The 24,285-nt window shown below is 41.1% G+C and carries 15 protein-coding genes; 9 read left to right on the top strand and 6 right to left on the bottom strand.

Going from position 1 to position 24,285, the window contains the following annotated elements; all coding sequences use genetic code 11:
* The first annotated feature begins 206 nt into the window (after positions 1–206).
* Both FNW02_RS18030 and FNW02_RS18025 read left to right on the top strand, forming a co-directional pair.
* Positions 207–2,579 (top strand): heavy metal translocating P-type ATPase, encoded by a 2,373-nt coding sequence (locus FNW02_RS18030; protein ID WP_191758890.1) that lies wholly within the window; start codon positions 207–209, stop codon positions 2,577–2,579.
* Between the two features lie 16 nt (positions 2,580–2,595).
* Complete coding sequence (locus tag FNW02_RS18025; protein WP_191758889.1) at positions 2,596–2,823, top strand: hypothetical protein; 228 nt, start codon at positions 2,596–2,598, stop codon at positions 2,821–2,823.
* 170 nt (positions 2,824–2,993) lie between these two features.
* Here the strand turns inward: FNW02_RS18025 and FNW02_RS18020 are convergent, their stop codons facing one another.
* The 3 genes from FNW02_RS18020 to FNW02_RS18005 form a co-directional block, all read right to left on the bottom strand.
* Complete coding sequence (locus tag FNW02_RS18020; protein WP_191758888.1) at positions 2,994–3,443, bottom strand: hypothetical protein; 450 nt, start codon at positions 3,441–3,443, stop codon at positions 2,994–2,996.
* A 1,263-nt stretch (positions 3,444–4,706) separates the two neighbouring features.
* Positions 4,707–5,363 (bottom strand): hypothetical protein, encoded by a 657-nt coding sequence (locus FNW02_RS18010; protein WP_191758886.1) that lies wholly within the window; start codon positions 5,361–5,363, stop codon positions 4,707–4,709.
* 255 nt (positions 5,364–5,618) lie between these two features.
* Positions 5,619–6,014: a hypothetical protein gene (locus FNW02_RS18005; protein ID WP_191758885.1), complete on the bottom strand. Its 396-nt coding sequence runs from the start codon at positions 6,012–6,014 to the stop codon at positions 5,619–5,621.
* A 326-nt stretch (positions 6,015–6,340) separates the two neighbouring features.
* Here FNW02_RS18005 and FNW02_RS18000 point away from each other — a divergent pair, with 326 nt between their 5' ends.
* The 3 genes from FNW02_RS18000 to FNW02_RS17990 are packed head-to-tail and all read left to right on the top strand — an operon-like array spanning position 6,341 to position 11,051.
* Positions 6,341–7,819 carry an RNA polymerase sigma factor gene (locus FNW02_RS18000; RefSeq protein ID WP_191758884.1) on the top strand — a complete coding sequence of 493 codons (1,479 nt, stop codon included), beginning with the start codon at positions 6,341–6,343 and terminating at the stop codon, positions 7,817–7,819.
* A 15-nt stretch (positions 7,820–7,834) separates the two neighbouring features.
* Positions 7,835–9,304, top strand: a complete 1,470-nt coding sequence (locus FNW02_RS17995; protein ID WP_191758883.1) for a DUF1822 family protein — start codon at positions 7,835–7,837, stop codon at positions 9,302–9,304.
* Between the two features lie 25 nt (positions 9,305–9,329).
* The gene (locus tag FNW02_RS17990) at positions 9,330–11,051 is read left to right on the top strand and encodes a CHAT domain-containing protein (RefSeq protein ID WP_191758882.1); all 1,722 of its coding nucleotides are present in this window, start codon (positions 9,330–9,332) and stop codon (positions 11,049–11,051) included.
* A 156-nt stretch (positions 11,052–11,207) separates the two neighbouring features.
* On the opposite strand, the gene FNW02_RS17985 is transcribed toward FNW02_RS17990, so the two are convergent.
* The gene (locus FNW02_RS17985) at positions 11,208–11,636 is read right to left on the bottom strand and encodes a MerR family DNA-binding protein (protein ID WP_191758881.1); all 429 of its coding nucleotides are present in this window, start codon (positions 11,634–11,636) and stop codon (positions 11,208–11,210) included.
* Positions 11,637–11,986: 350 nt separating this feature from the next.
* Here FNW02_RS17985 and FNW02_RS17980 point away from each other — a divergent pair, with 350 nt between their 5' ends.
* The 4 genes from FNW02_RS17980 to FNW02_RS17965 all read left to right on the top strand — a co-directional run bounded on the left by FNW02_RS17980 (position 11,987) and on the right by FNW02_RS17965 (position 17,785).
* Positions 11,987–13,075, top strand: coding sequence for an aromatic ring-hydroxylating dioxygenase subunit alpha (locus tag FNW02_RS17980; RefSeq protein ID WP_191758880.1), 1,089 nt, complete (start codon positions 11,987–11,989; stop codon positions 13,073–13,075).
* A gap of 892 nt (positions 13,076–13,967) precedes the next feature.
* Positions 13,968–14,270, top strand: coding sequence for an RNA recognition motif domain-containing protein (locus tag FNW02_RS17975; protein ID WP_162399082.1), 303 nt, complete (start codon positions 13,968–13,970; stop codon positions 14,268–14,270).
* A 1,496-nt stretch (positions 14,271–15,766) separates the two neighbouring features.
* The gene (locus FNW02_RS17970; protein WP_225225735.1) at positions 15,767–16,774 is read left to right on the top strand and encodes a polysaccharide deacetylase family protein; all 1,008 of its coding nucleotides are present in this window, start codon (positions 15,767–15,769) and stop codon (positions 16,772–16,774) included.
* A 225-nt stretch (positions 16,775–16,999) separates the two neighbouring features.
* Positions 17,000–17,785, top strand: coding sequence for a glycosyltransferase (locus tag FNW02_RS17965; RefSeq protein WP_191758879.1), 786 nt, complete (start codon positions 17,000–17,002; stop codon positions 17,783–17,785).
* A gap of 152 nt (positions 17,786–17,937) precedes the next feature.
* On the opposite strand, the gene FNW02_RS17960 is transcribed toward FNW02_RS17965, so the two are convergent.
* Positions 17,938–18,273, bottom strand: coding sequence for an EamA family transporter (locus FNW02_RS17960; protein WP_191758878.1), 336 nt, complete (start codon positions 18,271–18,273; stop codon positions 17,938–17,940).
* A 462-nt stretch (positions 18,274–18,735) separates the two neighbouring features.
* Positions 18,736–24,054 (bottom strand): translocation/assembly module TamB domain-containing protein, encoded by a 5,319-nt coding sequence (locus FNW02_RS17955; RefSeq protein WP_191758877.1) that lies wholly within the window; start codon positions 24,052–24,054, stop codon positions 18,736–18,738.
* Positions 24,055–24,285: the final 231 nt, after the last annotated feature.

The raw sequence follows: 24,285 nt of genomic DNA, 5'->3' as shown, positions 1-24,285 counted from the left end.
GAGTTCCGAGGTGGATTTATCCAGTTCAAAAACTCGTTTACAGAGTTCCGAGCTGCATTTACAAGTATCAAAAACTCATTGTTGCATTCCAAAATATATCTCCCCTGCCTCCCCCATTTTGAATTTTAGATTGTTCAATCCAAAATCTAAAATTCCCTTGCCCCCTACCTCCTTCATCCACACCAGTTACAGCGGTTCATCTAGTTATGGATACTCTTACACTCAAACTGCGAGGCATGAGTTGTGCCTCCTGCGCCAACAACATTGAAAAGGCGATTCGCTCGGTTTCTGGGGTGATTGACTGCAATGTTAACTTTGGAGCAGAGCAAGCCACCATCAATTATGATCGCAAGCGAACCAATTTGGAGAAAATCCAAGCTGCGATTGATGCTGCGGGATACTCGTCTTACTCACTCCAGGAAGAACTCTCTGGAGAAGATGATGTTGAAAAAGCAAGTAGGCAAGCCGAACAACGTCAACTCACCCTTAAGGTAGTGGTGGGAAGTGTAATCAGCATTCTCTTGTTTGTGGGATCATTACCCATGATGACTGGGCTACACTTGCCCCTGATTCCCGGATTTCTGCATGATCCTTGGGTACAGTTTTTGCTAACAACACCTATCCAGTTCTGGTGTGGTGGCTCTTTTTACCGAAATGGCTGGAAAGCTTTTAAGCGTCATACGGCGACGATGGACACGCTGATTGCTTTAGGCACAAGTGCAGCATATCTATATTCTTTAGTTGTCACTATTTTCCCTGGATTTTTTATTGCTCAGGGCTTGATGCCTCATGTGTATTATGAAGTTGCTGCTATTGTCATTACTTTAATTCTGGTGGGGCGGTTGTTAGAAAATCGCGCCAAGGGACAAACTTCTGAAGCTATCCGTAAACTCATTGGACTGCAAGCCAGAGATGCCAGAGTGATTCGTGATGGTGTAGAAATGGATGTTCCCATCGCCGAAGTCAGAATTAATGATGTGATTTTGGTACGTCCTGGTGAAAAAATTCCGGTAGATGGAGAAGTGATTGCCGGCGCTTCGACGGTAGATGAAGCAATGGTGACGGGTGAAAGTCTGCCAGTTAGCAAACAGCCAGGGGATGAAGTGATTGGTGCAACGATTAACAAAACTGGTAGTTTTCAGTTTCGGGTAACACGAGTTGGCAAAGATACGTTTTTGGCTCAAATCGTCAAACTAGTGCAACAAGCACAAGGTTCCAAAGCACCAATTCAACGTTTAGCAGATCAAGTTACAGGATGGTTTGTACCAGCTGTGATTGCGATCGCGATCGCCACTTTTGTGATTTGGTTTATCTTTATGGGCAACGTCACCCTAGCCACAATCACAACGGTGGGTGTACTAATTATCGCTTGTCCCTGTGCTTTGGGTTTAGCGACTCCAACTTCTGTGATGGTGGGTACAGGCAAAGGTGCAGAAAATGGCATCTTGATTAAGGGCGCTCAAAGCTTAGAACTGGCGCACAAAATTCAAACCATCGTTCTAGATAAAACTGGTACATTGACTCAAGGCAAACCCACAGTTACAGACTTTGTAACTGTCAATGGCACAGCCGATAATAATGAAATCCAACTTTTACAGTTGGCAGCAACCGTAGAACGCAATTCTGAGCATCCCTTGGCGGAAGCGGTGGTGAAATATGCTCAGACTCAACAGGTGAGTTTAACAGCAATGCCAGGGGTAACTGATTTTGCGGCTTATGCAGGTAGTGGCGTCCAGGGAATTGTTGCTAACTGTTTTGTACAAATTGGCACACAGCGCTGGTTAACAGAATTGGGAATTAATACTGCTGCACTTCAGGAGTATAAAGACACCTGGGAGGCTGCTGGCAAAACAGTTATTTTAATTGCTGTAGATGGGCAAATACAAGGAATAATCGCTATTGCCGACGCTCTCAAACCTTCATCAGCCACAGCAGTAAAAGCACTACAAAAGTTATGTTTAGAAGTAGTAATGCTTACCGGAGATAATCGAAAAACTGCGGAAGCGATCGCTCAACAAGTTGGTATCAAACAAGTCTTTGCCGAAGTCCGACCAGATCAAAAAGCGGCGATTATTCAATCTCTGCAAGGGGAGCAGAGGGGCAGAGGGGCAGGGGAGCAGAGGAGCAGGGGAGCAGGAGGGGAACTTATTACTCTTAACTCAGCACGGGCTAAACGTCCTGCTACCGCTAACAGCACTCAGCACTCAATCGTCGCGATGGTTGGTGATGGGATTAATGATGCACCAGCACTAGCACAGGCCGATGTGGGAATTGCCATTGGTACGGGAACAGATGTGGCGATTGCTGCTAGCGACATTACCCTAATTTCTGGAGACTTGCAAGCGATCGTTACAGCAATTCAACTCAGCCGCGCTACCATCAACAATATTAAGCAAAATCTCTTCTTTGCTTTTATTTACAACGTTATCGGCATTCCCATTGCAGCGGGAATTCTATTTCCCATCTTTGGCTGGTTGCTCAATCCAATTATCGCCGGAGCAGCGATGGCTCTTTCCTCGCTCTCTGTAGTCAGCAATGCCCTGAGATTACGTAACTTTCGACCAAAAGCTACTTCATAATTGCAGAGGATAAAAAATGTTTAGCAAAAAAACACTTTGGGGAAGCCTAACAGCTTTAGTGCTACTCACTGGAACATCAGGCGTAGCGTTAGCAGAAATGTCAGCTTCGTCGTCAGAGCAAACCAGTCAATTTCGCCGCATCGAGCAGCCTTTGGGGTTGAAAGTTGGTGTTGCAATGCTTGGCTTTGCTTTAATTGGACTAGAGTTATGGTGGTTTCTCCTCCCTGAAAATCCTAAGTCCTAACGCATTTATAACTTGACTTTTCCCGTTAAGTCTCAAAAGGAATGCTTGCTCCCAAGCAACTACACGCAGTTCTTCTAGGGGACTACTTCGCTTTTAATTGAGCAAGCAGAAATTCCGTTAGGTGCTTATGATTGAAGTAGGAATTAAAGACGTAGGCAGTCATTTTATTCTCATAGGATAAAAAAGAGGAAAGCAGCAGCGATCGCTAACAAGCCTGAGAAACAATAAGAAAAACGTCTATCTTCCCTTACTGTCAAACATTTTTGTGCGGGATTACTAACAAAGCTATTAATCTCAAACACAATTGCTTCCTGCTTCTTACTACTTATAGTGTGATTGAGCGTAAATGGAAAATTGCGCCTAGAGGCAAAGAGTATTACTCCGTAGAATGTATTAAACACATTAGAAGGTGAGTAATAACCAGTAGTTTTCGTTTCAACCTCAGCGCTAATAAGCTTACCAAGTGGAATCACTTTTGACCACAGCAAACCTGATTCCAGTATTTCACAGATGTATTGGTTGCTATCAACTCGGTTACAGGTAAGAGTTCTCATATGTGCAGAGAAGATAATCATCCAAAGACCCGTTAATAAAAAGATAATTCCAAGAAATTCTACCATTCTGAATTTTCCTCTGGAGTTTCAATTAACCGTGTCTGGCAGTATGTAACGGCGAATTGCGCGTTTCGTCTGTCGCAAAAGTCTTCAGAATACCTGTCTTACTATCCATTTAAATAAGCTATTGATGAGATGAATTAAAGCTGTGGGGCTTTTACCATCAACAGGACAACAGTGGATGCTGACAAGCTGCTGCCGACTAGATCGTTCCACTTTGGCAAACTCTTCTTTAATTTCCTAATGCACTACTTGAGTTTAATTTGCAAACATAGTAAACAAAATAAAAGTATTAACAACACCTATAATAGCCATAAGTACTCCCCGAAAAACTCTGTTCTCTAAATTTGAATTGACCTCTAAAGATTTTAGTTCAGTATTAAAAATGAAATTATTAATTTGAGCAGCTATTCTTATTACTTTTTCATAATTTTTTGAGAATGCCCTTTTTAGCGTTATAGCTGAAGTATTTCGACCTTGACCAACTATAAGTAAAACCTCATAAGTTTTTACAGTCAAACCCGAAGAAGAAATAACAGTATCATATTGTTTAACCTTAGCTTATTGTAAATCTAAAAGTGAAAATTTATTCAGTTTGGAATTTAGTAAGTTTTTTCTAAAAATAAAACACCTACCTGGGTACTTGTTAATTCGATTACAAATTAAAGTGATATGATATGGCTCAAATACAAAGAAATAAAGCGATCGGCCAAAACAGAAAATACTCAAACCAACAAATATAACTAGAAGCACAACCATTTTTTTAAGTATTTATTTACTTTTAAACGCGATCGCCTCTATCTTTTCAAAAATCCACCTTATAACTTCCAGACAGTATTTAGCAAGCTTTAAAACAGATTACATAACCATTATCAAAACAGAATTCAGGAGTCATGAGTCAGAATAAGAAATTGAATTCTGTACGACTGGTAGATGAATAAATGGGTTTAAAACCCCCGCTAAATCTTCAATTTAGCGGTCTTCAATTAGTGGGGGATTCAGACCCGCCACTAATTGATTCTGACTCCTGGATTCTGAATTCTTCTTTAAAGCCAGCGCTCTCACGACTCTTCGGACGCTTTGCACCTAAAATTAATAACTCGCAAGTAGGGTTAATAATAAGTTTTAATTCCCATGCTGGCAGCGTCCTTTCGAGAATACGGGACTTCCAAAGAATAAATTATTCCAGAAAAACAAAAGACAGGATTTATCCAAAAATAATATGATAATGAGTTGCACAACAACTATCGTAATTCTAATGTAACAAGTTTATTGCCGTCGCCAGGTAGTACCTGTATAGGGAAAACTACAACCATCTGCTAGATCAACATTATTATCACGATCCGTCCTAAAAGTTATACCGTTTAGCCATCTTGGGCCAGAGCGATCGCCCAGACAATAAAACTTCCATTCATCAGTACCAGGACGGTTGTACGCAGCCCACTTAGCGCCTGATGGGCTTGTATTCCTAACTAAATCGACTTCACGATCTAACGTTTTACCGTTTAGCCACGATACCGTACCAGAGCCTTGATCGTTACCTCTGCATTTGAAAGTGTAAATGTATAGTCCAGATGAATCGCGGTATTCATCTGCACCCCAGGCTGTGCCTGAATAATATTGTGTATTGAGAACTAAATTAACGTTGCCTCCTCTTGTTACACCGTTTAGAAATCTGTAATCACCACTACCAGTACCTAGACATTTGAGACGAAACGGTCTACCAGATGGAGTAGTCACTGGAAACCTGCTTCTTACGAAACCGTCACAATCGCGTGGTGGTCGTGCTTGTGCGTGTGCTGGCTCAATTAAAGTAAAGCCAGCAATCAAATTGCTAATCAGTGGAACACTTCCTGCGGAGGCAGCACCGACTATTAATCCGCCAGCCGCCTTTATGATCTGACGGCGTGAGAAATTGTCACTCATTTTTAACTCCTATCTTTTTAACGAGCTACTTACTACTGGACAATACTGAAGTGATAAATTCGTGAGCTTCTATCTGGGTATCAGGTAGACTTCAAGGACTTGTTCATTTTTAGTTACAATTATTTACATTTCAGTTATTAGTAACAAGCGATCGCTCGATACACAAGGAAAAAAGCCTTAGCTAATTAGCAAATCGTTGAACTCTAGGTCAGATCGGCATCCTAACAACAGGCGATCGCCACCAGTTTAGGTTTGCTAGTCTCTACAAAAACGAGAACTGTCACGGTATAAGCCAGTAATGATAGGAGTAGCGGTAGTGGGTATATGTCTTCTGACTGATTCCTTAAGATAAACAACTCGTAAGCACCTGTTCTCGTTTTGTGCTACTGCTGCCACACTAGTAAGAACGCCAGCTGATGCTGCTAAGTAAGGGCCTGCCGATCCAGCAAGAGCGAGTACACCAGCGACCCCTCCTCCACCAGCTGCTATAGTGCGTGTTTCGCTACGCGTAAAATATATACTACATCTAATAGTGCCACAGTCTATAATTGCAGCAGAGCTTGCTGGAGCGGTTGTTGCTAGGAGTGTTGAGGCAAATATAACTTGTGTACTAAGCTTTGTAAGACGTTGAAATATAGTATATCTATTCATAAGTTATGCAATCTCCTGCGATGAACTTGCGATCTTCTATTTGAGTATTCAGGTAAGCTTCAAGAACTTGTACATTTTCATTTACAATTCGTTACGTCTAAGTTATTAGTAACAAGCGATCGCTCGATTCGCAAAGGAAAAGCCGTAGCTGATTAGCAAATCGTTGAACTCTGGGTCAGACCGGCATCCTAACAACAGGCGATCGCCACTAGCAATATTTATGTAAACTATCCAAAAGTCAGCAACAAACCTCGTGCGTTGAACCGATATAAAAAGAGAAGTAGGCGGCTCACCGCAGCTGTTAAAAATTCAGAAGAGAGGGGTGCATGACAATTATCTGGAAGTTTTCCACACATCCCAGGCTAAAAGACAGCAATGGGCTATGGAATGTCTACTGGGTATCTGACCGTGAATTAGAAACAAACATCAAAACTCTGTATCAGACAGAACCTAATGCGGATGCAGAATTTTGGGCGCGGTTGTTTGTGAACACTTTTGACTGTGAGCCACTGGCGCTCAGGCATATGTCGGCTTACTTGGAAAAACTCGGCTATCGGGCTGCCAATAAAGTTTATAGAGAGTTGAACAATTTTCAGCATTACACTCAACTCAAATACGACCAGCATGATATCTGGCAGATAGCTTGGTTGTTCTCTAGCACTCCAGACATTTTTTTTAGCAACTTTAACTCTCAGCTTCCCTTAGAAAACTATGCCTATATAAAAATGGAGGGCAAAATTAAGGATGAGATTGTTCGCAATTTAGGAATGCAGAAGAGGCGTTCGGATTGGGGGTTATTGAGGTATAGTACTCGGACATATCTACAAGAAGCTCTGCAAAATCAAGGGTATAAACAACCGCAACTAAGCTGCTATCTGTTAGCCTGGGACAGTTTCAAGGAAATTTATGCTCCCCAACGAGTAACTGGTGGCCGCTCCCTCCCAGCACCAACAGATGAACAGTTGCATATGATGGCAAATTTATATAACAAGTTGGTACAGTCTCCTCAAGTAGCTGCTCTGGGCAAAGCTAATCAGGCGAAGATTCAAGCTTGGCTCAATGAATGCATTCAGGCGTTAAGAACGTATCAAACCAAACACCTTATCTCCCTCGATTCCCCTACAGGAGGGAATGAAGATTCTGCTGTCTTATCTGAGATGATTCTCAATGGTGCATCTGAATCTCAGTGGGAGCAAATTGAAATTCAGGAACCCGCCTTTGCACTAACGGCTATTTTGACAGAATTATTGACACGGATAGACTCAGACACTGATAACTGCCTGCTATTGATCTACGGTTTTGCTCTAGACTATCGCTCGATTGCCCCCATTTTTGAAATTTATTATACAACGGTTCGTAACCGCTACAATCAAGCGATGCAGCAACTGCTCAAGCAAGTGGCTCAATGGGCGCAAGAAAAGCTAGGTGTTACCCCTGACTCAGAAAGTCTTAATGAAATGCAGTCCCCACTGAAGGAGTGCCTGAAAAAGTATTACAAAAGTTTGATTTTTCAATCGGTGTTTCGGACTGCATGGGAGCAGCTTGATGACCAACGCCGAAATATACTGCACTTACGCTATTTTAGGCAAATGGATGAAGCAGCGATCGCCCGTCAGTTACAACTTTGTGAATTGGAAGTAAGTAACAAAGTGGTAACAGGCAGGGAAGAATTAGCAACAGCTATCAAGGAATGGATTCAAAACCGCTTAAATATTCTCCCAGATTTACTAAATCCACGAACTGACAAAATTGTAACCCTTGTACAAAGACTGATTGCTAATTTTCCCGATCCTGATTTCGTTTAGCGTGGAGAAACAAAAATGTCAAATATTTTATCAGCACTCACAACCCTTTATCCAAACCAAGTATGGCTAGAACTTTCACCTCAAGAGCTTGAGCAAACAGGATCATCACAGCAGGAATATTCTTATGACGTAGCTCGCTGGACTGCATTCAAGAACCGCTTGACTCTGGATGCCTTTTTAGCTTGGCTCAAAGCAGAATCGGGTGTAGAAGACCAGCCAGAGGTATGGCCAAGCCGAGATGATTTATCCAGTTTTTGGGAGGTGGTGAATGGCACAGCGATTCAGCTAGGTGAAACCCGAATTATACTGATTCCAAACGAGGGGATGGACATCAACGAGTATGAAGTGCCAGCTGAATGGGTAGATATTCCCCAATGGGCAGCAGATTATTACCTAGCAGTACAAGTGAATCCTGATGACTGCTGGTTGCGCGTTTGGGGATACGCTACTCACAAGAAGTTGAAGCAGGCAGGACAATATAACAGCATTAGCCGCACCTATTCGCTGAAGCGAGGAGAGTTGATTGAAGAGTTAAATGTGATGTGGGTGGCACGGGAACTAGGCAGCGATCACAAGGCAGCAATTAAACCCTTGCCTACTTTATCACCAACACAAGCACACAGGTTATTAGAGCAACTGAGCCAGAAAACTCCCTATTCTCCCCGACTGGAAGTTCCTTTTGCAATATGGGGATCGCTGTTGGCATCGGATGAATGGAGGCAAACACTATACAACCGGCGGGTGGCGAATCCGTATGTTCAGGTCGTATCACACGCAGCAGCACCTAGCAAGAAGCCAGTGGAGTTAAGGCAGTGGTTGCGGCATATAGTTGAATCGGGACGAAATCTAGTTGAAGACGGTTGGCAGACATTTGAAGACATCTTCGCCTCACCAGAACCAATACCAATTCGTGGTCAGAAAGAAGTTGAGCGTACTTCCCCAAACGTGATCGCTTCTGTAATTCGTCTGCTGCAACCCAATCAACCCGAGGAAATTCGTTACCAAGCAGCCGGTGTCTTAGGGGAAATTGGTGCTGGGAATCCAGATGCTATCAAAGCTTTGACCGAGTTGCTGCAAGCAGCGCGGGATGAAGAAACTCGTTGGCAAGCCGCCTTGAGCTTGGGAAAGGTAGACCCAGGAAATCCCCAAGCTGGTATTAAAAAAGCTAGACTAATTGACTTAGGGATGCAATTGGGAGGTAACACCGTCGCCTTAGTTGTTGCCATCATGCCAAAAGCTGACGAGAGAATCGGTGTTTTTCTGCAAGTGCAGCCATGTAGCGGTGGCAAACTACCTCCTGGCTTGAAACTCACTGTTCTCACAGAATTCGGCGAAACGCTCCAAGAAGTCACAGCCAGAAGTAACGCCCAAAGCCGAGGTAAGGATAAATTGCTTCAACTATGTTTTAGTCTCCCACCCGGAACCCGTTTTTGCATCAGAGTTACAGGGGATAATGCTAGTGTGACCGAGAATTTTGTCACCTAAATTTAACAATAACTTGTAAGTAGTTATGGGCTGGTTAGCTGTTTTGAAGATTATCAACGGTAGCTTCGAGCAAGGGTTTGATATAAACCTACAGACCTTTGAGGATAACAGACATCTATTAGCTGACAAAGATGCCAGGCTACCTGCTAACCCAGAAATTGAAGATTTGTATAGAAGTTGGTATGAGGTATTTCGCGATTTGAGAGGGCGTTACCAAAATCCTCGGCAACGACAGAGCGATACGGATAATATCTGGCAGTTTGAATCCCTACCAACCCACCGCTCTACTGACGAGGGTGCTAGTGCCTGCCGCTTATTCTTTGAAAGATTGGAAGAGAGGATGAGAGATTGGCTGCAAAATTCATCACGAGGATGGAGAGAAATTAGAGAGACATTGGTGGTGCTGTTAGCTAATACTCCCGATGAAGTTCGAGTAATTATCAAAACAGACAACCGCACATTGTGGAAGCTGCCTTGGCATGTATGGGATTTGATAGAGAGAAATCCCAATGTCGAAATCGCCTTTAGTCCCCTAGGAACCGAAACCCCAGAAGTGACGCAAACAAATTACAACAACCAAGTCAGAATCCTGGCGGTTTTAGGAGACAGTGACGATATTGATATCGAGCAGGACGAGTACGAAATCAAACGTTTAAGAGATACTGACCCGAAATTTTTGTTGCAACCCAGTCCACAAGAAATTATCCAAAAACTGCATAGAGAAGAAGGCTGGGACATCTTCTTTTTTGCAGGTCACAGCGAGACACAAGGTGAAAGAGGACGGATTTATATTAATGAAAGCCAGTACCTAGAGATTAGAAATTTTAGACATGCTTTGCAGGAAGCTGTGCGTCGCGGCTTAAAACTAGCAATTTTCAATTCTTGCGACGGTTTGGGACTAGCGCAGCTGCTGCTGACCAGTTCCCATATTCCAGTCGTTATTGTCATGCGAGAGTCCGTACCAGACCAAGTTGCACAATTATTTTTACGAGTGTTTCTCCAGAATTTTGCCAATGGGCAATCTTTGTATACCTCGGTTCGGCAAGCGCGAATACGGCTGGAAGAATTTCAGGAGATACCAGGCGCGACTTGGTTGCCAGTAATTTTTCAAAATCCTTATGCAGTACCGCCGACTTGGGAAGAAATGCGTGACAAGATTAACCGTCCCGTATCGCAATTTTCACCAATTAACTCTACCCAACACACGAGGTCTCGTTGGCGAACATGGCTTCTGGTAGCGATCGTAGCAGCTGTATTAGCGATCACTCTGCTGCCGCAAATACTACCCTCACCGCTAAGGGATGTTGATTTGCAAGATGGTGATGTCATTTCACTTCTATGTCTAGGACACGAGGGAGGCCCTAGTTTCCTAGATGGTGTAACAACAGACGGAGATGTTACATTAGTCGATTCCATACCAAATCATAGGGGTACAAAATGGAAATTGGATGTAATTGATTGGAGTAAAGGAGTTATTAAATTAGAAAATCAAGGGGTCAATAAAGGAAGATACTTAGCTCGTATAGGAGACAAAAATGTTGAATTAGTTGCTAGCCTTCCACACCAGCATTCTGGGACAGCATGGAGAATTGATGTCAATGAGCAAGGAACTATCGGCCTGGAAAATTTTGAACCAAAACAGAGTTCAGGATGGTTGAATTGTTTTACACACAAGCTAGATGTTAATGTAGCTTCTCACAGAGACTGGCCGAATACAGGCACAAAATGGAAAGTTATTAAATGGTAAAATTATTAAGTATTGAATGCTCTTGTATTTTGTCGGTTTCCATAGTACATATAGTAAGAACAAATTAAACTTGGTAGTCAGGACTACGCTTTTTATAATTTTGCATAAGTCCTGTTCTTTCTTGTTTTCTATTTTTCAGTACTCAGCACTCAGCACTCACAACTCAGCCCTATTTTGGATAATGGGACAAATTGTACCTTCATGCTGCTGGCTACCCGTATTTTGCCAGCCTGAAAGTAACCCTTTTATTTCAGACCGTAAGGTTAACAACTGATCAATTTGATGATCAATCTGCAAAACCTTATCTTCTAGTTTTTCTTTGATGTCACCACAGGGAGGCTGTCCTTGGTCATAGACCTGAAGAATCGCTTTAATCTCTTCTAAGCTAAGACCAAGGTTTTGCGCTCTTTTAATGAAGGCTAGACGAGTAAGTACATCAAATGAAAATTGCCGAAAGCCTCCCTCTGTTCGTCCTGATGACTTGAGTAAACCTAAACTCTCGTAATAGCGAATTGTCCTAATGGGGACTCCGCTCAAATCTGTTACCTGACCGATTAAAAGTAGTTTTTTATCTTGAGTTAACACAGCAGATCACTCCAACTCTTGTAATGATTATTACATATTTCATCAAATCATTACTTTTCATAGGTATTAGCCAAATATTAATATCAGTAATCGCAATCTTTATCTAATTAGCGATTTTACTAAGTGTTGATTGTTCAAATCTCCATTTATTAGGACATATCAGCTTCTATTTGCTTTTCTTAAGCTAGCAATATTTTGACGCTGGTTTCAGTATGTATTAAATATTTCATATTTTAAAGATTCTCAATCAGTTGAGCGATCGCCCTTCACAGTAATGAAACTAACTGTTTATTTGAAATTGATATGTTACTTCTAGATCAACCGCTTCAGTTTATGCAAAATCCTAAAAAATGAATGTAAACTCGCAGAATGTTAGCTCAAATCGTAAACCTAAAACTTTTAATAATCTAGAGCGTTTTGTTGAAGGATGGTATTGGGTAATACCATCTAAAAATCTGCGGGAAGGTGAGGTAAAACCTATCACAATTTTAGGTAGAGAATTGGTGATTTACCGTGGTGAGGATAGAAGAGTAATTATTTTTGATGCTTACTGTCCGCACATGGGCGCACACCTTGCAGAAGGCAAAGTCGAGGGTAATGAACTACGCTGTTTTTTCCATCACTGGAAGTTTGACGCTGAAGGGATATGCGTTGATATTCCTTGTTTGGATGAGCCGCTTTCTACGAAGTTAAAAGTTTGGCCTACCGCAGAGAAGTACGAGACAATTTGGATTTGGACTGGAGAAATTCCACAACTACCCTTACCCTATATTCCAGAGTTGGAACAAAAGGAGTGTGATGTCACTTTTGCTTCTCGCTTAGTGACGAACTGTCATCCCAATGTAGTAATGATTAATGTAATCGATGCTCAACACTTCAATTCAGTTCACAAGCTACCCTTAAAAATTGATTTTGAAAAATATGAACTAAATCAGAATGCTATTATCTTCAACAACATTACACCCATCAGCGGAGATTCATTTTTTATCAAGCTGATCAGTCGATTTTACAAAAATGCTATTACCTACAGTATTTGTTATTGGTATGGTAGCACTGGTATGGTAACGTTTGGCCCTGATTTTCTGCATTTACATTTTATGATCTCACTACGCCTTATAGAAGAGGGTAAAGCTGAAATTATGACACTGTTAATGATTAAGAAACGTCGGGGAATTCTCGGTCGTTTATACAATCACTTTGTACTGTGGTTAGCTAAAATTTTAGGTAAAAAATTTATCAAGGGTGATACCAAGCTTTTCCAAACAATTCAGTTTGATTTGAAAACCCCTATTAAGGCAGATCGGTCAATAATCCAGTTTATCAACCATCTTGAAAGACAGAAACCTCTAATGTGGAAAAGTTGGCAGTTAGCGCGATCGCAAGATGTGGAGAGTATGCAAAACCGCGACAGATGGCGAGATGAAAGGACTAATGACTAATAATTAATAAAAGTTAAAAGTCAAACAAAACTACTTTAACTTTTAACTTATTTGTTGCCGAACTACCATTCCTATAAAAAGAAGTGGCAAAGCCACTTCTTAATTCCCAGGTAGAACCTAATAAAGAGTATAACTACTATACAAATTGAAAATAGTATAAATTGACACGAATTATTTTGATATCTCAGTTTTCCTAGTCTTCTAGATTAGTAAATCTTAACTATTATCCTGCAAATAACCGTACATTTACTAAATATTATGATTGCAATTTTGACTCAATTTTATCCAGTTCATTGCTAAAAGACGTCATTTTTAGCTCTAAATTAACGTAAATGAAGATACTCTCTGATGATGCTTTGCAAAGCGTCAGAATGACAAAGTATACCTATACTATACTTCTCATTAATTTTTCGTGCCTTTGCGCCTTTGCGCCTTTGCGCGAAACAAAATTCATCCCATCAATTAGCAACGTCGGTTTCTACTGCGATCGCTACGATTAATACTTAACTAATGCTAGGATATCTTATACAGAAAACACTGAATAATTTTTGTTTTCTCAGTGATCAGGGGGTTGACCACTGATAAACCCCAAAACCAACACCAAGCAAGCTAATAATAATCATTTCTCTGCTACATCTGGCCGATTCATCCAACACGCTATCAATTTTGGTATAAAATTATTAATGCCTGGTAAAATTTTGGTAGCACTTTTTCGTATAGTGCTTTTATATTGCAGTGCGTAATAAACTGAATGCTGTGCTAACGTAGTAGATGAGAATGAAATTCGGTGGCAGCGTTTGTTTTTAGTATTGACAGGCTTTTACCTTTTGGTATTTACAGACTTTTCTCCGAAATCTAAATCTCTACACACTTCTGACTTTGGAGACAATGTATGTCAATTTATGTAGGTAATCTATCCTACGAGGTCACACAAGAAGACCTCACCTCTGTTTTTGCAGAACACGGTTCTGTAAAGCGAGTTCAGCTACCTACTGATCGCGAGACAGGGCGTCCCCGTGGGTTTGCTTTTGTAGAAATGGGTACGGAAGCTGAAGAAACAGCTGCCATTGAAGCTCTTGATGGTGCAGAGTGGATGGGTCGTGACCTCAAAGTGAATAAAGCTAAACCCAAGGAAGACAGAGGTTCCTTTGGTGGTAATCGAGGTGGTGGTAGCAACTTCCGTAACCGCTACTAAACTAAATAGACTAAATCTGAATGGCACTAAGATAAAAGCAAGCCCGTTGAAGTGAGTAACTTACGGGTTATCTTAGTGCCATTTTTCTATAAGGTAGCTTTTTACCAGTCATCAGTCATCAGTCAAGATAATTGGAGTCATCTAAACAGGACTCAATTAAAAATCCAGTGCGCGAGTGGACTTGAGCTATTAACCCTGAACTTTGGTTCTGGGCAGGATATCGCTGATTATGACAGTTTCAATTGTCATTGGTGAAAAAAGAATTCTCAGCGCCAAGATGTACCTTGGAACCTGTACATTAAACATTGTGATCTAAATTACATTTTATCTAGGTTTATTGGTGTCCCTCGTGTTTGCTTGAGTCGATTCATCCGGTAACTTATAAAGTGTTTTTACTGAAAAGCGAAGTATGTATTTTTGCATTTGCTTTTTATGAAGTATTTATCAATTAAGTCAATTGTCATACTTTAGACCGGATTTCAACACTGACAATTTCGATTAGGCCAAAGTCACGCACAAACACTTACTCGTCCTGAGCGTAGGCGTAGCCCGCCGCAGGCATCGCACGAATGGCCAGGTGACAAGTACGCGTTAGTCAATAGCTCGGAGCTTGGGTTATTAGTTTGCTCACCTCTGATGGTAAGTAATATTTTTGGTAAAGCTGCTTGGATTGCGCTAAAAGCTGATTCTCTTTCCAAAGTAACAGGAGCAATCATCTTGTGGATTACTCCAAGCTTCTTTGTCGCCGCAAGATTGTTGAAAAAGGTCTAACCTTGTCAAGTAAATAACTGCATTGTAAAGGGTTGGTAAGGAAAAACTTATACCAATAGCTATCAACGTTCATCTGAAATAATTGGTCTTATTGATAGCAAATTTTAGGAAAGTGTAAAGATAGGAGTAAAATTAAAGTTTCCAATAAAATTGTATACATTCCAACAAGAAAATTTTACACAATTCAACAAGAAAATTTTACACAATCCAACAGAAACATCATATATTTTGTTGCTTGCATGTGATATCTGCATCATAAGTGTTAAAAAAATAGCGTATAATTACTGTAAAAGGTATTGCTTTATCAGCGAAATTTATGTATTGTTAAAATTGACTTTTATAAAAAATACAAGGATGCAAAGTTTGCATCTAAACTAAGTACAGCTAAGGAAGTAAAAATTAAGTTAGCATCTAACCGAACGTACCTTCCTTAGTTAAAGAGTGCTTTAGATTAAGCGCCTTAAAATTTATTTTGTTGCACCAAAAATGCTACATCATCTATCTGATTGGTAAGGAGGTAGGTAGCTGTATAGTTGCCTTTCAACTGATCCAACGCACATCTATAAGGAATAGATGTGTGTCTTTATGTAGACTCTTGAATGGGGCTGACTTTGTGAATGACATTTGGGTATTTAACCCAAAGATAGAATTCGCTTTGTCAATCTAATCTCCAATATCTATCAAATTATTCAATAACAATTAGTACTAACCTGTACTTAATTACAATGGCAAACAGTGTATATTTGCACGACCAAATTTCTAAGCAAATGGTGAAAACCAATTCACTTGGGAACAAACCGATAGCCAGTCTTTCTATGGATTTGGATAATCTCTGGTCTTATATGAAAGATCATGGTGATCTTGGTTGGGAAACTTTGCCCTCTTACCTGGACATCGTAGTACCCCGGTTCTTGGATATTTTCAAGCAATTGAATTTGACAATCACAGTATTCGTTGTGGGGCAGGATGCAGCTCTTAAAAAGAACCATCAGGCATTACAAGCGATCGCTGCTGATGGTCATGAAATTGCTAACCACTCCTTTCACCATAATATCTGGCTAAATCGGTACTCAGAAGATGAAGTTGAACAAGAGCTAGCACTGGCCGAAAAGCACATCCAGCAAGCCACTGGTCAACGCCCCATTGGCTTCCGAAGCCCTGGATACAGTCTGTCTCCCACGGTATTGCAAGTCCTAGCACGACAGGAATACCAATATGATGCTTCTATTTTTCCGACATTTTTGGGGCCGATAGCACGGGCTTACTTCATGATGACCTGTAAGCTGAGCAAGGAAGAACGCGCCAAACGCAAAGCTTTATTTGGCAGCTTCAAAGACGGTTTACAAACCCTCAAACCTTACCAATGGTGCATGGGTAAATATAAGCTGACTGAGATTCCTGTCACCACAATGCCGATTTTTAAGATGCCAATTCACTTCAGCTACTTAATGTATCTGGGTGTATTTTCTCCAGGTTTGGCGTTGCTTTACTTCCGAATCGCCCTCTGGCTATGCAAAGTTACAGGCACTCAGCCATCTTTACTACTGCATCCTACAGACTTTTTGACTCAAGAGGATGTGCCAGAACTATCATTTTTCCCTAGTATGAACCTCCCTACTTACAAGAAGCTAGCAATGTTACGCAAAGCACTAAAGCTTCTATCCAATCAGTTCAATGTTTTGACTGTTGGACAACATGCGGCATCCCTAACTAGAGTTCGTCAATCTGTGTAAATATCTGAAAACGAGTCGAATAGACGCGTAGATATAAAGTGTGGATATCCCTATTAAGTATTGAATAATCTTCTGATAACTCAAGCAGATGATATTAATTAGACCAATATATAGTGCAACCGCTATAGGTCTTAAGTCATTCAAGCTTAGTTCTAAAAATAGCTAACGTCATTACTCAAATTTCAATATTTGAGTAACAGGTTTCAAAATTTAAACGAGGAACTTATGGGACTTTTTATTCTCTTACCTGCTTACAATGAGCAAGAATCAATTGCTCCTTTATTCAAAAGGTTTCAGTTATTGCAGAGCATCTCCAACATAGACATAAAATTGATTCTTGTTGATGATGGTAGTACTGATGCAACTGCTAAAACTGCTTTGGATGAATCGCAATCACTTGGTATATCACTTAAATTAGTACAGCATGTAAAAAATGCTGGTTTAGGTCAAGCTATAAAAACAGGTTTCACAACCTTTTTAGAAGTATCTGAAGAAGGCGATTTTCTAGCCGCTATGGACTGTGACAACACCCAACCACCAGAACTATTAATGAAAATGTATGACATCATGGTGGGTGGTGGCTATGATATTGCAATAGCATCCAGATATCAAAAAGGTGCTAAAGTCATAGGCTTATCGCCATTGAGAATTTTGACAAGTTATGGAGCTAGTTGGCTGTTTAGAATTGCGGCTCCTATACCTGGTGTAAAGGATTATACTTGTGGTTATCGGATGTACAATCGTTCTTTACTCATTGGTCTGTTTGACTATTATGGCAACAATTTATTCACAGAGAAAGGGTTTGCCTGTATGGTAGATTTGCTACTGAAAGCAAAAGTACTTAAGCCCAAAGTTGCTGAGATTCCAATGGTTTTGAGATATGACCAAAAGCCGACTGCTAGCAAAATGAAAGTACTTAAAACCATCGCTCAAACACTGAGGCTGTTGTCAAAAAATCTCCTGTTTACATGGAAAACCTACAATTTACGGTCGGTTCGTCCATTGAGATAATTCAAATTACACAGGGAATGAAATGCGATCGCTTCTTATAAATACCTGCAAGTTATAGCAGAATAATAAACCCAAATTCCCCCATACCGGGAAAATGGGTTTTTTGTTTTAATTACTATTAACGTACCAAGGTTAGTAATAATTGATGATAATTAACTATGGTTTAATGTGAATATACCAAGACCAATTAACAATAGGGCAATAACCTGTTTAACTCCAAAAGGTTCTCCCCAGAGTAAGTGAGCTAAAAAAGACACAACAGCATAGCTGATAGCAACAGTGGGATAAGCTACCGAAATTGGAATTTTTTTCAGAGCATATATATAAAACAAAGCAGCAACAAAATAAGAAACTAGTCCAACTAGAACATAGGGCTGTAAAAATAAGTTTACTTTGCTGCCAAAACTTTGCAAAGCCCCTGCTTTAAGACTAAGTTGTCCTCCAATACCAATGATAATTGAGGTTAGTAATGCAAAATAAGAATTCACTTTATTATTCCTTTATTTAGTTTATAACGGTTTTCGCTTGAGTGAGGTATACAGAAGAAGTAATTAACCAAAGATAAACACCGATAAATTTGTACCTCAGCCGACTAGGAAACCCTATAAGATTTATTATCTTTAGAAATATCTATGTTGTCAAAACAGTAGACTTACTAAATGCGTTTTTAACTTGTTGCATTTTACAGCATCATAAACAGAAGATGCAAGTGCTTTGGAAAACTAACAACATCATGATCTACTTCAAGAAACATGATTAGTAAATGTCAGATAAAAATTTTGCTTTTATTGAGCGATTCAGCGCTCTGTGCAAGGATTTAAAGGGTCAAAGCCGCTTACTACGAACTTTGATTTAAATGATTAGATTACATATCGCCGTGTGAGTATTGTCCACAAAAGTTAGAGACGTTGCATTGCAATGTCTCTAAAAACTGCAATACAACGTTTATATTAAAATCGGGTTTCATACTCAAATAAAAATTGATTTACATCTCCTAAATCAGTTGAACCTCGCATCAGAATTTCATCATTGAGTCGATAAAGCAGATTGTAACGAAAAGACTCATTAGTAGAAAGAGGTCGTGATAAAGATACAGAGAAATTCCTATTAATATTAAACACACCCTCTGCTGACAAATCGAGAACCGAAGATCTCCTTGATGCTTGATTAGTTACAGGAGTAGGAAATATCCGAAATTCGCTAAAACCAATAGCTTGCCCGATCGCAGTGATACTTCCTTGCAGACCACCTAAAATAGTAGAGCCAGCTAAATTAGTCAGCCCTTGTGTTGCATCTCCTGTTTGACTGAAAGAACCAAGGATAGAGCCACCCAATAAAGCAACGATTTCTCCTCTACTACGACTAGGTTCACTCGTCAGTTCTAGATTTTCGCTCAATTCACTGGCTGGGCCGTTAACGCTTGCTTCAACGCGCACAGTACGTAAAGTACCAAAATTAGTAGCAGAAACATCGCTGATTTCAGCAGAAAGAGGTGATTCCAAAATTCGACTGCTTGTCGCCGAAGCTTCAGGGACAATTGAGACAAGCCGGACATCCAGAATAGGATCAAGTCCTTGACTAGGAGTAAACCGTGCAGTTTGTTCGTAGCCCCGCGCTAAGGTGAACTCAGTTGTAAATAAGCTGAGTCGTCCTCCTGTCAGACGAATGACTCCTTCAGGAAGGGGCTTCGCTAAAGTACCATTAACAGTTAGGTCGCCTTTTGCTTGAAAGTTGAGTATGGGCTGGCTAAACGTCGCTCCTCCAGGTACAAAGCCCAGTAAAGGCTGACTAGTAACGCGAACATCGTCGCCTAGAATCAGCCGTAAATCTGTAAACTCTATAGGTAAGTTGGGTCGAGCTGTAGCTGTTGGATTAGCGTTACTGGCTTTTGTAGTTGTTGTATTAGCGTTATCATCTCCTGTAATTGCGGCATTACTGCTAGTCTCTGTTGTAGTTGGTTGTGAGCCAGTAGTAGAGTTGCCAATGATAACTTGACCATCACTTAGTTGAATCTCTCCACCAATTTGAGGTTTTAGTGCAGTTCCCCGGATTACGACACCACCAGTGACACCGCCTTCATACAATCCTGGAACCTGAAAATCTAGTTCTTTTTCTATTGATACTGTAAGTGGATTCGATATGGCTGGCTGAGCTGCAAAAATCGGGAGAACACCTGATGCAGTCACTTGCCCTTGATTATAAATGCCTTGAATACCTTCGGCGTTCAGCGTACTGCCATTAAATTGCAGTTTTCCTGTCACATTTGTTAAAGGCTCGGATACAGCTTGAGCGCGAAAAGTAGCATTATTAACTGTGGCATTCCCAGTAATAATGGGCTGGTTTAATGTACCTTGAACATTTAAATCTACTTGTCCTTGACCGTCTACCCAAGAGACTTGATTGTTAGTAAACAAGTTTAACAGTGCTAATCCTTCATTGTTCACACTGGCGTTGATACTAATTTGATTGCTATCTGGCTGCACTGTGGCAAAAGGCAACGCAGCAGGGACACTACCTGTAATTGTTACTGGCTGTGTCCCTGTCACCAACAAAGTACTGTCAAAATTCAAGCGAGCATTGTTGTAGTCAAAGTTCACCTGTCCTGTTTGCACAGGTTGCTTATTCAAAGTTGCATTCGCCAGCGCTACTTCCCCATTGACTCTGGGATCTTCTAAACTACCTCCTAAGTTGGCGATCGCATTCACCTGTCCAGTAATATCTACAGGGTATCTTTCGATAAATGGGTCTAAAAGTGATAGAGGTAAACTGGCTACGCTCAACTGTCCAGATAGTTGCTCAGTTCCTAACTGTCCTGAAAAAGCCACCAGTCCTTGATTTAATCCCACACGCAACGGCGACAGTGTGACGATACCATCCGCAAAAGTGCCTCTAGCAACAACTTCATCAACCGAGTAGTCACCCCATTGCCAGTTAGCACCTTGAAAATTAAAGCCAACATTTAACCCAGTTTTTAACGAGCCTGTGGCTTGAATTGCTCCACTCAAAGCACCCGTTAATTCTGCAAGGGTTGGTAAAGATGGTGTTTGTTTTGCTTCTACCCGCTGTTGTTTTGCTATTAATGCTTGAACTTTTGAGAAATATTCTAACTGTGTTTCCAAATCGGCATCAGGCAAATTGATAGCGGTGGTGTTGAGTACCTCTGCTCCAGCTAAATCTGGAGGTTGTAACCCTCCACCCAAATCTTGAAAGTCGAAAATATTAAATGCTTGCAGGAGTCTCTGAATTCTGATTTGGTCAAAATTTGCTTGGACTTGAAATTGAGGATCATTCCCTGTTTGTAGACTGCCATTCAGGGCGATGCTGCTGTCTCCTATCCGCAATTGACCATTAGTCAAGTTAGCAGCACCATTGGCATAATTGATGTTACCTCGAAATTCATCTGCTATGACTCTAGCAACGCGAGGCGCAGCGATCGCAATATCTCCGTCAACCGCATAGTTGTTAAGATTAACGACTAAATTTCCCGATAGTTGCCCACCAAGAGGTTTCAAAGTATTGTTGGGTATGAAGCCCGAAACAAGAGCTATGGGAAACTGTTGCGCGTTGATGAGCAAGTTATCGCCCTCAGTTCTGCCTGTGGTAACTCCCCCGTCGCGTCGGAGTAAAAATGAGGTTGGACGATAATCTGCACCAAGGTTAAGCGCTATTCTGTCTTGATTACCCGCAAGTTGCAGACTTGCTCCTTGTCCCCCTTGAAAATTCACGTTTCCAGTTAAAAGTGGGTCAAATGCTAAATTACTAACATTAAAATTCCGCAATCGAATATCGCCAGTAGCTTTCGGAACATCAGGAGTGCCTGTAATTTTCCCATTAAAATCAAGTAGCCCCGCTATTGCTAAATCTCCAGGAACTTGAAAGCCAGTATTTTGCAGGTTGAAATTCTGCGCTAACACATTCAGATTAAAACTAGAGATTTGAGGTGTATCATCTAACTGAACTGCGATCGCACCATTAGCGCTCAATCCTGATGTAGTCGCGCGTTGGACAATAATTTGTCTACCATCCCACTGAACTTGAGCTGTAAGCGGTTGTGACAACAGTGCTAACCCTTCGGAAACACGGATTTGTGCGTCGGCTCGAATATCTGCAAGCTGAAAAGATTCTATTGTGCCTGCTAACTGGATATTGCTATTGAGCCGTCCTTGTAGTTGTGGTGAAAAACGATTGAGTTGAACTTGGGAAACATTGACAAGCCCTCGCCAGCGACCATCATCAAGGTTAAGATTTCTGAGATTTACCCTACCTCCTGCCACACTCAGATTTGCTTGTCCTGTGGCTTGAATCGTTGAGGGTTGAAATGAAGCGGTACTTCCTGATAAATTCAATGCCACATTATTTAAGACACCTTGAAACTGAGCTGGTATCTGCTGAAAGCGACTTAACTGAATCTGTTGGGCACTGACAAAAGCCTGCCAGCGTTGTTGGGCAACCTGACCCCTAGCCCTGATTGTATTACCTGCTACATTCAACACAGCACTGGGAAATCGGATATTTTGCCCTTGTTGAGTCGCAACAATTTGTCCTGTTGTGGGATATGTGGCGTCAGGTGCTTGTACCTGTGCAACTGCTCGTAGGTTGCCTAGAAAGCCAGAAACTTTGGCATTTGCTGATACAGTGCCAATAGTGATAGAGGATGAATTGTTGTTCGTTTTTGCGATGGCATCCCCTGGTAAATTTTTAGCTTGAGCATCAAATGATACTCTACCTTGGGGTGCTAATTGAATTTGACCACTCCCGACAATTTGCCCCCCAGCTGGTGGGTTCGCTTGAATACTCGAAATCTCTAATTCCAATGGTTGTTTGCCAAGCGAGCCAGAAACCTCTGCTTTTGCCGAGATATTTCCAACTGCGATCGGTGGCGTCAAGCCGTAGTTACGTGCAAGTATATCCCCTGATATATCTTCAGCTTGAACATTAAATGTTACCTCACCGTTAGATCCCAATGTCGCTTGACCTTCTCCTGTGATTTGACCGCCTGCGGCTGGGACTAATTTAAGATTATCAACGGTAATTTGTGATGCAGTTTTAGATGTACTCAAGCGGAAATCAGTATTTACAGCGTTGAATTGCACACGGTCAACTTGAATCGGTTTTATATTACTTGCCGTGCCACTGAGAACTGGCTGTTGAAGCGGCCCCTGCACTTTTATATCTGCTCGCACTTCTCCACTAGCTGGGACTGGCGAATTTACCTTGAACGTATCTAAAAGATTTTTAGCGCTAACTGATTTTATTTGAGCAGAGAGGTTAAAACCTGTTTGAGTATTAATTGCTCCATTCGCTAACAGTGGAACTTTGCCAAAGTTCGTACTCAGATTCTCTAAAGCAATTGTCTGACCCTGAAAATTCAATCTTCCATTGGCATTAGAAAACTGTTGAGGAATATTTTGAATTTGGGCAGTGACCTGATTAGCTGTAGCCGTTCCCGTAATCGCTATTTCTGACTGCTTGGGTGGAATTTGCACCCCTAAGTCAGCATCTACGCGCCCTGCTTGCAAGACAATTGGCAACTCAATTAATCGACTGACATCAGATGCTTGTAGATTTTGTGCTAAAAGCTTGAGGTTCGTTTCTTGTGTTGTTGGTTGTGTGTCGCCAGAGATTTTAACTGCTCCTCCCCTGGTGAGTTGAGCATTTATGTTGTAATCAATTCCCTTATTCTGAGGTAAAAATCGAGCAGCACCGCCAACTTGATTTAATACTACTGAGCCTTTCGGTTTGGTTGGTGCTGGGGCTGGTACTAACTCCACATTTCCATTTTGCAGTCGGAGTGTCTGCAACTCAGTTTGAATAACACCTGTACCCTCTCCAGTCTTAATTTCGGCTGTAACCCAGCGACCATCTTTATCCTGTTGGATATATACATCGGGCTGAACTAATGTGACATCTAATGCTAGTGTTCGAGTGAAGAGAAGTTGTAAAGGTGAAAACTGCACATCTACGGCTTTGACTGTCACCTGGTCTGGGTCTGTGGGAGTTGCTGGTATAGATAAAGAGCCAAATCTTAAACTAGAGAGCGAAAAACGTTCAACTTGCCCAACTTTTATAGGACGTCCAAGCAATTGCTCAAGATTTTGCTCTACTAATGGTGCTAAATCTTTGTATATATAATTTCTCGCCCACCAAGTAGCGACTGCAATTCCTGTGAGTAAAACGACACCTCCAACAAGACCGATACGTCCTAAAAGAAGGAGCTTGAGACGATGATTAGATGGTTGCTGATCGTTTTCTGAATTGGGACGCGTCATTATTATTACCAGTATCGTTTTTTGGAGTTAGGCGGGAGACAGGCTAATTGCAGTTGCATCAGCAAGCCACAAGCTATAGCTTCAAAATTTAGCTTTTATTAAGTAATAAACTTTACTCAGTATTTTTGTATTTAAAAATTTCGCCTAGAGTATTGTACTTAATGAAGACTCTCTGATTTAGAGTATTAATTGCATCTATCTATTTTAAAGTTTCTAGTCATCCAAATATTG

The sequence above is a fragment of the Komarekiella delphini-convector SJRDD-AB1 genome, assembly GCF_014831675.1.
GTDB lineage: Bacteria > Cyanobacteriota > Cyanobacteriia > Cyanobacteriales > Nostocaceae > Komarekiella.
Note: the sequence above shows the minus strand (reverse complement) of the source record. Positions and strands in the feature narration are given on the sequence as shown.